The following is a 12,944-nucleotide window of genomic DNA, read 5'->3' on the forward strand; positions in this document are numbered from 1 at the left end:
CGAGCCCTGCCCGTCGTCCTCAGGTTGCGGCCGGAATGCGTTCAGGTGGGGTCGCTACGTTTGCTTGAACGTTCAACCGATCAAGGAGTTGTCCTGTGTCGCAGTCTCTCTCGATTCCACCGCCCACGTCCTCGGCAGAGCGGCGCGCGGTCGACACCGCCGCGCCCCGCGTTCCCGCGGTGGTGCGCGACCTCGGCCTGCTGCTGGCCCGCGTCCTGCTCGGCGTGATCATGATGGCGCACGGCTGGCAGAAGCTCGTGACGAACGGCCTGGACGCCACGGCGGGCATGTTCGGCTCGGCCGGCGTCCCGATGCCCCAGGTGGCCGCGGCGCTCGCGGCCGGGATCGAGCTCGGCGGCGGCGCGCTGCTCGTCCTCGGCCTGCTCACGCCGCTCGCCGGCCTCGCCGTCGCCGCCGTGCTCGCCGGGGCGTTCGTCTTCGTCCACGCCGGGCAGGGGCTCTTCGCCTCCGACGGCGGCTGGGAGCTCGTGGCGGCCCTCGGCCTCGCCTCGGTCGTCTTCGCCCTCGTCGGGCCGGGCCGCCTCAGCCTCGACGCGCTCCTGCGTCGCCGCCGCGCCCGCGCCTGACGCGTCAGGCGTCGGGGCCCGGCCCCCGCGGGTCGGGTTGCGGTCGCCCGTAGACTGTCATCACCGGCATCGACCCGGCCATCACCGGCGAGCCTCCGGAAGAACGGCGAGCACGGCTCGCTCAGTAGACCCGGGCGGGTGGGCCCGTCACAGCCCGAGCAGAGCGGTCGGCGCGGCCGCGACCCGCACGTGAGTGCAGGCCGTCGGCGTCGGCAAGCGAGGTGGTACCGCGGGGTTCCGCACGGATGCGTGTGGGGCCTCGTCCTCGTGTCGGAGAGCAGATCGATCCAGACGCACGAGAAAAACGGAGCGCACGTCGATGACGTATCCCCAGGTGTCCACCGCAACCGAGAACCCCGCTCACCCCGGTTCCGCGCCGGACGGCCCGCCCACCGAGCCCGACGCAGCTACTGCACCCACTGTGGGTGCCGCCTTCGGGGTGCCCGCGTCCCCCCGGTTCCCGCAGATCGAGCGCGGTGTGCTCGATTTCTGGGCCGCCGACGACACGTTCCGCGCCTCCATTGAGCGGCGCGACCCGGGCACGGACGGCGCGAACGAGTTCGTCTTCTACGACGGTCCACCCTTCGCCAACGGCCTGCCGCACTACGGGCACCTGCTCACCGGCTACGTCAAGGACGTCGTGCCGCGCTACCAGACGATGCGCGGCAAGCGCGTCGAGCGCCGCTTCGGCTGGGACACCCACGGCCTGCCCGCCGAGCTCGAGGCGATGAGCCAACTCGGCATCAAGACCAAGGACGAGATCCTGCAGATCGGGATCGAGGCCTTCAACGACAAGTGCCGCGAGTCGGTCATGGCGTACACGGACGATTGGCGCGACTACGTCACACGCCAGGCGCGGTGGGTCGACTTCGACAACGACTACAAGACGCTCAACCCGAGCTTCATGGAGTCGGTGCTGTGGGCATTCAAGAGCCTGTACGACAAGGGCCTCGTGTACGAGGGCTTCCGCGTGCTGCCGTATTGCTGGAACGACGAGACCCCGCTGAGCAACCACGAGCTGCGGATGGACGACGACGTCTACCAGATGCGTCAGGACCCCGCGGTGACCGTCGGGCTGCGCATCGACTCGGACGACGATCTCGACGGCGCGCTCGCGGTCGTGTGGACGACGACGCCGTGGACCCTGCCGAGCAACCTCGCGATCATGGTCGGCTCCGACATCGACTACGTCGTCGTCGAGTCCGACGTCCCGACGGGAACCCCCGAGCGCTACGTCTTCGCCGAGGCGCGCGCGGGCGCCTACGCCCGCGAGCTGACCGGCGACCCGAAGGGCGACGTCGACGCCCTCGTCGTCCGCCGACTCACGGGCTCCGAGCTGGCCGGGCACGCCTACGTCCCGCCGTTCTCCTATTACCTCGGACACGAGAACGCGTTCCGCATCGTCGAGGCCGAGTTCGTCACGACGACGGACGGCTCCGGGCTCGTGCACACGGCCGGCGCCTTCGGTGAGGACGACAAGGTCGTCACCGACCGCGAGGGCATCGAGGCGGTCATGCCGGTCGGCGCCGACGGTCGCTTCAACCACCCCGTCGACGACTACGCCGACATGCTCGTCTTCGACGCGAACCCGCACATCATCGAGCACCTCAAGGCCGCGACGGCCGGCGCCCCGCACGGCTCGGTCACCGACGGCACCGTGCTGCTGCGCCGCGAGACCTACGACCACTCCTACCCGCACTGCTGGCGCTGCCGGCAGCCGCTCATCTACAAGGGCGTGAGCAGCTGGTTCGTCGAGGTGACGCGGTTCAAGGACCGCATGGTCGAGCTCAACCAGGAGATCGCCTGGACGCCGGAGCACGTCAAGGACGGCCAGTTCGGCAAGTGGCTCGAGAACGCCCGCGACTGGTCGATCTCGCGGAACCGCTTCTGGGGCAGCCCGATCCCGGTGTGGCGCAGCGACGACCCGGCGTACCCGCGGATCGACGTCTACGGCTCGCTCGCCCAGCTCGAGGCCGACTTCGGCCGGCTGCCCCGCAACGCCTCCGGCGAGGTCGACCTGCACCGGCCGTGGGTCGACGACCTGACCCGGCCCAACCCCGACGACCCGACCGGCGCGAGCACGATGCGCCGCATCGACGACGTGCTCGACGTGTGGTTCGACTCCGGCTCGATGAGCTTCGCGCAGGTGCACTACCCGTTCGAGAACGCGGACTGGTTCGAGCACCACTTCCCGGGCGACTTCATCGTCGAGTACATCGGCCAGACCCGCGGCTGGTTCTACACGCTGCACATCCTCGCGACCGCGCTGTTCGACCGCCCGGCGTTCTCGTCGTGCGTCAGCCACGGCATCGTCCTCGGCGACGACGGCCAGAAGATGAGCAAGTCGCTGCGCAACTACCCCGACGTGCGCGAGGTGTTCGAGCGCGACGGCGCCGACGCGATGCGCTGGTTCCTCATGAGCAGCCCCATCCTGCGCGGCGGCAACCTCGTCGTCACCGAGCAGGGGATCCGCGAGGGGGTGCGCCAGGCGCTGCTGCCGCTGTGGAGCACGTGGTACTTCTTCGCGCTCTACGCCAACGCGATGGACGGGGGGCGGGGCATCGAGGCCTCCTGGCGGACCTCGAGCCCCCACGTCCTCGACCGGTACCTGCTCGCCACGCTGCGCGAGCTCGTCGAGCGCGTGGGCGCCGACCTCGACGCCTACGACATCGCCGGGGCGTGCGACGCCGTGCGCGGATTCCTCGACGTGCTCACCAACTGGTACGTCCGCCGCAGCCGCGACCGCTTCTGGGACACGGGCGACTCGGCGGGCGGCAACGAGTCGACGACCGACGCGTTCGACACGCTCTACACGACGCTCGAGGTGCTGTGCCGGGTCGCCGCGCCGCTGCTGCCGCTGACGACCGAGGAGGTCTGGCGCGGGCTGACCGGCGGCCGGTCGGTGCACCTGACCGACTGGCCCGTCGCGCAGGACCTCCCGGCCGACCACGACCTCGTCGAGCGGATGGACCACGCGCGCGACGTGTGCTCGGTCGCGAGCAGCCTGCGCAAGGCGCGCGGCCTGCGCACGCGGCTGCCGCTCGCTCGGCTCACCGTGGTCGCCCCGTACGCCCCCGACCTGGCCGACCTCGCCGACCTCGTCAGCGACGAGCTCAACGTCAAGGAGGTCGCGCTCGTCGACCTCACGCCGGCCTCCGAGGCCGAGTTCGGCGTCACGCGGCGCCTGTCGGTCAACGCCCGGGCCGCCGGGCCCCGCCTCGGGAAGGACGTGCAGACGGCGATCCGCGCGGCCAAGTCGGGTGACTGGTCGGTCGACGCCGACGGCGCCGTCCGCGCCGGCGGGCTCGACCTGCTCGACGGGGAGTACACGTTGGACGCGGTCGTCGACGCCGGCGCAGACGCCGGTACGGGATCGGCGAGCGCGACCGCGATGCTGCCCGGCGGGGGCTTCCTCGTCCTCGACACGGACGTCACGCCCGAGCTGCGGGCCGAGGGCCTCGCCCGGGACGTCGTGCGCGTCGTGCAGCAGGCGCGCAAGGAGGCCGGCCTCGACGTGTCGGACCGCATCGGGCTCACCGTGCTCGGCGACGCCCAGGTGTGGGAGGCGGTCCTCGCCCACCAGCACCTCGTCATGACGGAGACGCTCGCGGAGCAGTTCGGCGCGGCGGCCGACCTCGACGCCCTGCCCGACACCCCGGGGGTGAGCGCGACGGTCGGCGACGGGCAGCCCGTGCGGGTGATCGTGAGCCGGCGATGACGCGCGAGTCCGGCGGAGCCGGCGAGAACCGGGAATCCGACGAGCCCGCGCGCCGACCCGTGCGGACCGAGACGGCCGAGCGCGTCGGCGTCGTCCGCGAGGCGGTCGAGTCCGACGTCGACGCCGTCGTCGAGGTGGGCCGCCGCACGTGGCCCAGCGCGAAGGCGGGCCTGTTCGACGACGACATCCTCGAGCTCATGCTCGCGAAGTGGTGGACGCCCGAGGCGACCCTGCCCTCGATCCGGTCCGGGCGCACGCTCGTGTACGAGGTCGACGGCCGCATCGTCGGCATGACCGCCTTCGGACCCCACCGCGGCGCCCAGGTGGTCTGGAAGCTGTACGTCCTGCCCGAGGCCCAGGGCCTCGGCGCCGGGCGGGCCCTCCTGCGCACCGTCGTCGAGCGCGCCGACGAGCTGGGCGACGACGTGTTCGTCGGCTTCCACGAGGGCTCCGACGGTGTGCTCGGCTTCCTCGGGGCGCTCGGGTTCACGTTCGACCACCGCGAGGCCCAGTCGGGGCTCCCCGACCTCATCTGGATGACACGACCCTGCGAAGGAGCCCTCCCGTGAGCCCGGTCCGATCCGGCCGACCCGACGCCGCGGCGCTGGCGGCCGCGCGCGCCCTCGACGAGCGACGCGGGATGCGGGAGGCGACCGAGGCGATCGTCGCCCGCGCCCCCGAGCACGACATCGACCCCACGCTCGTGCGGGTGGAGCGACTGCTCGAGGTGCTCGGCGACCCGCAGCGGTCGTACCCGATCATCCACGTCACCGGCACGAACGGGAAGACGTCGACGGCCCGCATGATCGAGGCGCTGCTCGTCGACCTGGGGTTGCCCACCGGACGGTTCACCTCGCCGCACCTGCACGACATCCGGGAGCGGATCGTGCTGTCCGGGGAACCCGTCTCGGCGCACCGCTTCCTCGCGACGTTCGCCGACGTCATGCCGTTCGTCGACCTCGTCGACGCGCGCGGCGCCCAGGACGGGACCGGGCGGCTGAGCTTCTTCGAGGTGCTCGTGGCGATGGCGTACGCCGCGTTCGCCGACGCCCCGGTCGAGACCGCCGTCGTCGAGGTCGGCCTCGGCGGAGCGTGGGACGCGACGAACGTCGGCGACGGCGCGGTCGCGGTCATCGGGCCCGTCGCCCTCGACCACGAGCGCTACCTCGGCTCGAGCCTCGAGGAGATCGCCGCCGAGAAGGCCGGGATCATGAAGCCCGGCTCGATCGTCGTCTCCGCCGAGCAGGACCCGGCCGTCGCCGAGATCGTCCTCGCCCGCGCGGGCGAGGTCGGGGCGCCGGTGGTCGTCGACGGCGACGGCATCGAGGTCCTGAGCCGCGAGGTGGCCGTCGGCGGCCAGATGCTCTCGCTGCGCGGTCTCGCCGGCGACTACCACGACCTCTTCCTGCCGCTGCACGGCGAGCACCAGGCGCACAACGCGCTGCTCGCGCTCGCGGCCGTCGAGGCCCACGTCGGGGGCGGGGAGCAGGCGCTCGACCTCGACACGGTCCGGACCGCCTTCGCCGCCGTGACGTCGCCCGGTCGGCTCGAGGTCGTGCGGACGTCGCCGACCGTGCTCGTCGACGCCGCCCACAACCCGGCCGGGGCGCAGGCCCTCGTCGCCGCCCTGGCCGACTCCTTCACGCTCGGCCGCACCGTCGGTCTCGTCGCGTGCATGGCCGACAAGGACGCCGAGGGCATCCTCGAGGTGCTCGAGCCGGCGTTCGACGAGGTCGTCGTCACCCGCACGACGTCGCCGCGGGCCATGCCCGTCGCGGAGCTCGCCGAGGCCGCCGAGGCCGTCTTCGGTGACCACCGCGTGACGGTGGCGCCCGAGCTGCCCGACGCGCTCGACCGCGCCGCCGAACTCGCCGACGCCGGCGGGGTCGTCGGTGGCGTGGTCGCGACGGGATCGGTCTTCACCGCCGCGGAGGTGCGGATGCTGCTCGGTCAGGGCGAGGCGTGAGCGGCGAGGCGGCGCCGGCGTCCCGCGACGGCGGCACGGCTGCCTCGCCCGGGAGCGCGCCGACGGGGCCGGGGGCGGCCCGGCCGGTCGACCGCACGCGGATGACGCGGCGCCTCGCGGGCATCGTGCTCGGGTTTCAGGCCCCGGTGCTCGTCTTCGGCGCGCTCATGGCCTGGGGTCTGCTCGGGGCCCAGGACGCCGAGCACGCCGGCCTCTACCTGTGGGTCGGCCTGGGCCTCGCGGCCGCCTGCGTCGTCGCGGCCGCGCTGTTGCGTCGTCGGGCCGGGATGGCGCTCGGGTGGCTCGTGCAGTTCGCCACCCTCGCGACCGCGCTGTTCGTGCGCCCGATGATCGTCGTCGGGCTCATCTTCGGGGCGCTGTGGGTCGTGGCCGTCGTCCAGGGCCGCAAGATGGACGACCTCACCGCCGCCTACGTGCGCCGCCAGGGCGGCTGACCCGGGCGACGCCGCCCCTCAGAACAGACGTTCCTGCACGTGGGCGGGGGCCGGCGGCCGGCGCAGAGGCGCGTGCCGGGCGCGGCGCGGGCGAGGCGGCGCCCAGCCCTCCTGCGCGTCGCGGGGATCCGGGCCCGGGGAGTCGACCCCGCACAGCGCGCGAAGCGCGGCGGCGTGGCCGAGGTCGAACCGGGCGTAGGCGGCCCGGACGGCCTCGGGCTCGACCGGCAGCGTGCCGACGCCGGCGGCGAGATCGAGCCCGAGCTCCACGTCGGTGTGCATCGTCATCACCGCGCAGTTCTCGGCCCACCGCTCCCGCGCACCAGGCCGGGCGAGGGCGGCGGCGGCCGACCGCCCCACGACCTCGACGCACCGCGGGTCGTCGGCCTGTGCCGCGTCGAACGCCGCCGCCGCGCCCCCGAACTCGGCGAGCAGGGCGGCGGCCCTCTTGGGCCCGACGCCGTGCACCCCGGGCAGGTTGTCGCTCGCGTCGCCGCGCAGGGCGGCGAGGTCGCGGTAGGCGGACGGCGCGACACCGGTGAGCAGGGTCGAGCGCTCGACGTCGAGCATGGGGGAGGCGTCGACGCCGCCGTTGATGATGCGCAGGACGCGGGTGTGCTCGTCGACGAGGGCGAACGCGTCTCGGTCCGAGGTCACGCACACGGCGCGGGCCCCGATGCCGGGCGCGAAGGCCGCCGCCGAGGCGAGCACGTCGTCGGCCTCCAGACCGGGGGGCACGGTGACGACGAGGCCGAGGTCGCGCAGCACCGACACGGCCAGGGAGAGCTGGGTGGACAGGCTCGCCGGCTTCGGGGGTCGCTGGGCCTTGTAGTGGGGCCACCGGTCGCGCCGGACGCTCGCGTCGGGGTCGTCGAAGCCGACGACGACCGCGTCGGCGCAGGTCCGGCTCGCCGCCGCCGCGATCGCGCCGAGGAGCCCCCGCACCGCCCAGGCCGGCTCGCCGCCGGGCAACCGGAAGTCGGTGCGCGCGTCGGCGTGGAAGGCGCGGTGCAGCAGCGAGTTGCCGTCGACCGCCATGAGCGTGGGTGTCATCGCCGCCAGCTTCCCACGCCGCGCCCGGCCGAGGTGAGGGCCGAGGTCGAGCAGCTCCCCGGAGACGGGTCCGCCATCCGAGCGGTGGGGCGCCGCGCCGCGGGCCGTCCCTAGGGTTGGGGGCGATGACTGTCACCGCCCCCGTCGCCCCCTCCCGCGAGAACCGGCGCGCCCGCGCCGCCGTCGGAGCCATGTTCCTCACCAACGGCGCGCTGCTCGCCAATCTCCTGCCGCGGTACCCCGAGATCAAGGGCGCGCTCGGCCTCGAGAACGCGACGTACGGTCTCGCGCTCGCGGCACTCCCCACGGGGGCGATCGTGGCGGGTCTCGCCGCGGGCGTGCTCATGCGGCGGTTCGGGTCGGGGGTCGTCGCCGCGGTCGGCACGCTCCTCGCGGGGCTCGGCATGCTCGTGGCCGGGACGGCCTCGACCGTGGTCGTCTTTGCCGTCGCGCTGTTCGTCGTGGGCGCGATCGACGCGGTCGTCGACGTCGCCCAGAACGCCCACGGGCTGCGCGTCCAGCGGCGCTACGGCCGGTCGATCATCAACTCGTTCCACGCGTTGTGGTCCGTCGGCGCGGTGCTCGGCGGCGGCATGGCCGCGGGCGCCATCGCCCTCGGTCTGCCGCTGGGGGTGCACCTCGCCGTCTCCGTCGCGCTCTTCTCGGTCGTCGCGCTGGTCGCGCTGCGGTTCACGCTGCCGGGGCGGGACGACGAGGTCGCGGCCGCGGCCGAGGGAACCGCGGAGGAGGCCACGCCCGACCGGGTCGGCCCCGCGGTGACCCCGCGCACGTGGTTCGTGCTCGGCGCCCTCGTCGTCATCGCCATGGCCGGCGCCGTCGTCGAGGACGCCGGCAACTCGTGGGCGACGCTCTACCTGTCGAGCTCCCTCGGGGCGCCGGCCGCGGTCGCCGCGACCGGCTTCATCGCCCTCGTCGGGGCCCAGTTCGTGGGTCGACTCGTCGGTGACCGGCTCGTCGACCGGTTCGGTCAGCGAGCCGTGGCCCGGACGGGCGGGCTGATCGCCGCGGCGGGCATGGGGCTCGCGCTCGCGTTCCCGACCGTGCCGGGCACCATCGCCGGCTTCGCCGCCGCCGGGTTCGGCGTCGCGACGCTCGTGCCGGCGGCGATGCACGAGGCCGACGAGCTTCCCGGCCTCCGCCACGGCACCGGTCTGACGGTCGTCTCCTGGCTCATGCGCCTCGGCTTCCTGCTCTCGCCCCCGATCGTCGGACTCGTCGCCGACTCGGCCGGTCTCCGGGCCGGTCTGCTCGTCGTGCCCCTCGTCGGCGTGCTCGTCGCCCTGCTGGCCGGGGTGCTCGGCGGTCGCCGGCCGAGGGCCTCCTGACCACGACCGCGCCCGAGGAGGGGCGGCTCGGCGAGGGGCCGGTGCCCGCCGTTGCGTGCGCGCGGCGACACTAGGCTGTCGTCCATGACCGAACGCTCTCTCGTCCTCGTCAAGCCCGACGGATTCGCCCGCGGCCTCTCCGGTGAGGTGCTGCGCCGCATCGAGGCCAAGGGGTACCGCCTCGTGGCCCTCGCCGTCACCACCCCCGACCGCGACCGCCTGTCGCAGCACTACGCCGAGCACGAGGGCAAGCCGTTCTACGAGCCGCTGCTCGAGTTCATGTCGTCGGGACCGGTGACCGCCGCCGTCATCGAGGGGGAGCGCTGCATCGAGGGCTTCCGCTCCCTCGCCGGCAAGACCGACCCCACGGAGGCGCTGCCGGGCACCATCCGCGGCGACCTCGGCCGCGACTGGGGCGAGAAGGTCCAGAAGAACCTCGTCCACGGTTCGGACTCTTCCGAGTCGTCGGCCCGCGAGATCGCCATCTGGTTCCCCGACCTCGGCTGACGCGGTCGGGCTCAGCGCCACCGGGATCGACGGCCCGGCTCCCCGCGCGGGGAGCCGGGCCGTCGGCGTACCCGCTCCGACGGGCCCCGCGCCAGGGTTGAGGAGGGTCGCGGACGGGTAGGCGATCCGCACCGCGACGAAAGGACCACTCCCGTGACCGACGCCTCCCGCCCCACCCTCGCCCGCCTCGTGGGCGACACCGACGACTTCGCGTCGCGCGTCTGGGGGAGGGAACCGTTGTTGCGCCGGGCCGACGGGAGCGTCGTGGACCGGCTCGCGGCGGACGACCCGTCGAACCGGGCCGACGGCGACGGCGCGGGGGAGTCCGCCGAGGGGTTCCCCGACCTGTTCACCCTCGACGACGTCGACGAGCTCGTGTCGGTCCGCGGCCTGCGCTCCCCGTTCCTCCGGCTCGTCAAGAACGGCGCCTCGATCCCCGAGAGCCGCTGGCTCGGTGGCGGCGGGACCGGCGCGGCCATCGCCGACCAGGCCCGGGACGACGGGATCCACACCCAGATGGCCGCCGGGGCCACGCTCGTCCTGCAGGGGTTGCACCGCATGTGGCCGTCCCTGCTCGCGTTCGCGCAGGACCTGACCGCCGACCTCGGTCACCCGACGCAGGTCAACGCGTACATCACGCCCGCCCAGTCGCAGGGGTTCGGCGCCCACTACGACGTCCACGACGTGTTCGTGCTCCAGCTCTCCGGGCGCAAGCGCTGGTTCGTCCACGACCCGGTCTTCGAGGTGCCGTTGACGAATCAGCCGGGTGACGCGCACGCCGCCGCCATCGCGGAGCGGGCGGCGACCACCCCGCGGATCGACGCCGTCCTCGCCCCCGGCGACTGCCTGTACCTGCCCCGCGGGTACCTGCACTCGGCCCAGGCGCTCGGCGACGTCAGCGCCCACCTCACGGTCGGGGTGCCCGTCTGGACGCGCTACGACCTCGTCACGCGCGTCCTGGACCGCCTCCAGAGTGCCGCGGCCGCCGATCCCGCCCTCCGTGAGGCGTTCGGGGTCGGCGCCGACATCGCCGATCCGGCCGTCCTGTCCGAGCACGTCGACGTCGTGCGCGACGCGCTGCGCCGGGCGGTGGAGGACGTCGACGTCGCCGACCTCGCCACCGCGCTGACCGGCGTCGCCGAGCGGTCCGAGCGCGCGGCGCCCGTCCGGCCCCTCGCGCAGATCAGGGCCGCCCGGGACCTGGCGGCGGGGCAGCGGTTCGTGCTGCGGGGGTCGCTACGCCCGCGGATCGGCCGCCGCGACGACGGGGCGATCGAACTGACGGGCCGGTTCACCCCGGTCGTCCTGCCACCGTCCGAACGCGCGGACCTCGACGCGATCCTCGCGGCGCCGGGGCAGCCGGTGACCGTTCCCGACGACCCGAACGCCCCGCTGGCCAGACTCGTCGCCCGACTCGTCCGGGCGGGGATCCTCGTTCCCGCCTGACGGGCGGCGACCACCGTGGGAACGCCTACGGGTGGTCGCTGGCGAGCACGGCGGTGGTGCCGGGCTCGAGGGCCTCGAAGACGTGCGGGTGGTCGGCCCGATAGGCGATGTAATCGCCCGGCGCGAGTTCGACGGCCTCGTCGGTCGGGCCGATGCGCGCGCGGCCACTGCTGAGGACGACGTGCTCGACGACACCGGTGCCGTGCGGGTCCGAGCGACGGGGGCGCCCCGGCTCGGCGCTGATGATGTAGAGGTCGCGGCGCACCTGCGCGTTGCCCGCCGCGACGAGCGCCGCCCGGTAGTCGGAATCGCCGGCCGACAGCGACGGCCCCTCCCCGGCCCGCAGCACCGTCACGGTTGCCCGCGGCGGATCGATGAGCAGCGCGAAGGGCACGTTGAGCGCGGTGGACAGGGCCCACAGCGTCTCGACACTCGGGTTGCCCGTGCCCGACTCGAGCTGGGAGAGCGTCGACTTCGAGATCCCGGCGCGGGCCGCGAGCTGGCTGAGGTTCAGCCCGGCCCGGGCACGTTCGCGACGGAGGGACCCCGCGATGGCCTCGATCGGCGGCTTGCTGTCCATCTTGCTCCCCGCCTGTTCGATAAATAAGTCAATCGTTCGTCTTGACGAACGTCGGGTCCTCTGTCCATCATAACGCTCATGAGTTCGATATGGCGAACATTGCCCTCCGCCGTCACACGTGACGTCACCCTCATGTCCCTCGGCGTCGCGCTCGTGGCCATCTCCTACGGCGCCACGGCCGTCAGCGCGGGATTCCCCGCGTGGCTCCCGCCACTCATCGCCGTCGTCGTACTCGCCGGATCGTCGGAGTTCCTCTTCGTCGGCGTCCTCGCGGCCGGTGGCGGAGTCGGCGCCGCTGTCCTCGCGGCCCTCGTGGTCAACGCCCGCCACCTGCCCTACGGCATGGCCATGCGCGACCTCATCGGCGATGGCCGCTCCCGCTTCCTCGCGGCTCACCTCATGAACGACGAATCCGTCGTCATGGGCCTCGGTCAACCGACGGAGGAACAGGGCCGGGCCGCGTTCTGGGCCGCGGGAGTGGGCGTCCTCGTCTCCTGGCCCCTCGGCACCGTCATCGGTGTCGCGCTCGGCGGGGTCATCGGAGACCCCCACGTCATCGGGCTCGACGCGGCCTTCCCGGCCATCATCGCCGCCCTCGTCGTGCCCGGCCTGCGCGCCGACCGCAAGCTCGGGCTGCCCCTCCTCGGGGCCGTCATCGCGCTGGCCGCGACTCCCGTCGTCCCCGCCGGCGTGCCGCCACTGCTCGCGCTCCTCGCCCTGCTGGTCATGGCGCTACCCAAGCGTCGACGACCGCGTCGCGCCGGCCGACACCGATCTGCTCGCCGCGCGTCGTCGGATCCTGAGTCGGTCGAAGAATCGCCGGACCGGGCTGCGTCGGCACAGCGGTCACCGTGCGACTCCTCGACAGCGTTCACCGGGTGCCACCATGCCTGACCTGCCTTCGACGACGACGATTCTCGTCGGTGTCGCCCTCCTTGCTGTCGGGACCTACGTCTTTCGCATCGGGGGTGCGGCGCTGCGGGCGCGGTTCGCCGGGTCGGCCGGCATGGACTCGGTCGTCGACCGCGCGGCCGTCATCCTTCTGGTCGCCGTCATGGCGACGACGGGGTTCACGGAGGGCGACGGCGTGGCGGGCATCGCCCGCCCCGCAGCGGTCGGCGTCGCGTGCCTGCTCGCGTGGCAGCGGTGCCCGTTCGTCATCGTCGTGCTCGCCGCCACCGCGACGGCCGCAGTCCTGCGCGCACTCGGCGTCGTGTGAGCGACGGGCCCGCACCACCCGCCGGCACAGCCGGTCGGCGATGCCCGAGCGGCCCAGCTGCGCGTCG

General features: G+C 73.7%; 12 protein-coding genes. 10 read left to right on the forward strand and 2 right to left on the reverse strand.

From position 1 onward, the window contains the following. Positions 1 to 95 precede the first annotated feature (95 nt). From ICW24_RS08425 to ICW24_RS08445, 5 genes are all read left to right on the forward strand, one after another. Positions 96 to 587, forward strand: coding sequence for a DoxX family protein (locus ICW24_RS08425; protein WP_226345264.1), 492 nt, complete (start codon positions 96 to 98; stop codon positions 585 to 587). Between the two features lie 319 nt (positions 588 to 906). After that, positions 907 to 4,305, forward strand: a complete 3,399-nt coding sequence (gene ileS / locus ICW24_RS08430; RefSeq protein ID WP_226345265.1) for an isoleucine--tRNA ligase — start codon at positions 907 to 909, stop codon at positions 4,303 to 4,305. Beyond that, the gene (locus ICW24_RS08435; RefSeq protein ID WP_226345266.1) at positions 4,302 to 4,874 is read left to right on the forward strand and encodes a GNAT family N-acetyltransferase; all 573 of its coding nucleotides are present in this window, start codon (positions 4,302 to 4,304) and stop codon (positions 4,872 to 4,874) included. Before ileS ends, ICW24_RS08435 begins: the two co-directional genes overlap by 4 nt. Before the next feature lie 71 nt (positions 4,875 to 4,945). Continuing rightward, positions 4,946 to 6,271, forward strand: coding sequence for a bifunctional folylpolyglutamate synthase/dihydrofolate synthase (locus tag ICW24_RS08440; RefSeq protein WP_226345347.1), 1,326 nt, complete (start codon positions 4,946 to 4,948; stop codon positions 6,269 to 6,271). A gap of 101 nt (positions 6,272 to 6,372) precedes the next feature. After that, positions 6,373 to 6,726, forward strand: a complete 354-nt coding sequence (locus tag ICW24_RS08445; RefSeq protein ID WP_226345267.1) for a DUF4233 domain-containing protein — start codon at positions 6,373 to 6,375, stop codon at positions 6,724 to 6,726. A gap of 18 nt (positions 6,727 to 6,744) precedes the next feature. On the opposite strand, the gene ICW24_RS08450 is transcribed toward ICW24_RS08445, so the two are convergent. Further along, entirely contained in the window at positions 6,745 to 7,779 is a 1,035-nt protein-coding gene (locus ICW24_RS08450) for a 5'-3' exonuclease H3TH domain-containing protein (RefSeq protein WP_226345268.1), read from the reverse strand. Between the two features lie 125 nt (positions 7,780 to 7,904). On the opposite strand from ICW24_RS08450, the gene ICW24_RS08455 reads away from it, so the two are divergent. The 3 genes from ICW24_RS08455 (at position 7,905) to ICW24_RS08465 (ending at position 11,078) form a co-directional block, all read left to right on the forward strand. After that, a complete protein-coding gene (locus tag ICW24_RS08455) occupies positions 7,905 to 9,125 on the forward strand; it encodes an MFS transporter (RefSeq protein WP_226345269.1) in 1,221 nt (406 codons plus the stop codon). A gap of 84 nt (positions 9,126 to 9,209) precedes the next feature. Further along, the gene (gene ndk, locus ICW24_RS08460) at positions 9,210 to 9,632 is read left to right on the forward strand and encodes a nucleoside-diphosphate kinase (protein ID WP_226345270.1); all 423 of its coding nucleotides are present in this window, start codon (positions 9,210 to 9,212) and stop codon (positions 9,630 to 9,632) included. A 153-nt stretch (positions 9,633 to 9,785) separates the two neighbouring features. Further along, a complete protein-coding gene (locus ICW24_RS08465; RefSeq protein ID WP_226345271.1) occupies positions 9,786 to 11,078 on the forward strand; it encodes a cupin domain-containing protein in 1,293 nt (430 codons plus the stop codon). A gap of 25 nt (positions 11,079 to 11,103) precedes the next feature. On the opposite strand, the gene ICW24_RS08470 is transcribed toward ICW24_RS08465, so the two are convergent. After that, positions 11,104 to 11,658, reverse strand: coding sequence for a helix-turn-helix domain-containing protein (locus ICW24_RS08470; protein ID WP_226345272.1), 555 nt, complete (start codon positions 11,656 to 11,658; stop codon positions 11,104 to 11,106). A gap of 78 nt (positions 11,659 to 11,736) precedes the next feature. Here ICW24_RS08470 and ICW24_RS08475 point away from each other — a divergent pair, with 78 nt between their 5' ends. Both ICW24_RS08475 and ICW24_RS08480 read left to right on the forward strand, forming a co-directional pair. After that, positions 11,737 to 12,552, forward strand: coding sequence for an AzlC family ABC transporter permease (locus ICW24_RS08475; protein ID WP_226345273.1), 816 nt, complete (start codon positions 11,737 to 11,739; stop codon positions 12,550 to 12,552). Next, entirely contained in the window at positions 12,545 to 12,877 is a 333-nt protein-coding gene (locus ICW24_RS08480; RefSeq protein WP_226345274.1) for an AzlD domain-containing protein, read from the forward strand. The genes ICW24_RS08475 and ICW24_RS08480 overlap by 8 nt, the downstream gene beginning before the upstream one ends. Positions 12,878 to 12,944 lie beyond the last annotated feature (67 nt).

It is taken from the genome of Agilicoccus flavus (assembly GCF_014857905.1).
Lineage (GTDB): Bacteria > Actinomycetota > Actinomycetes > Actinomycetales > Dermatophilaceae > Agilicoccus > Agilicoccus flavus.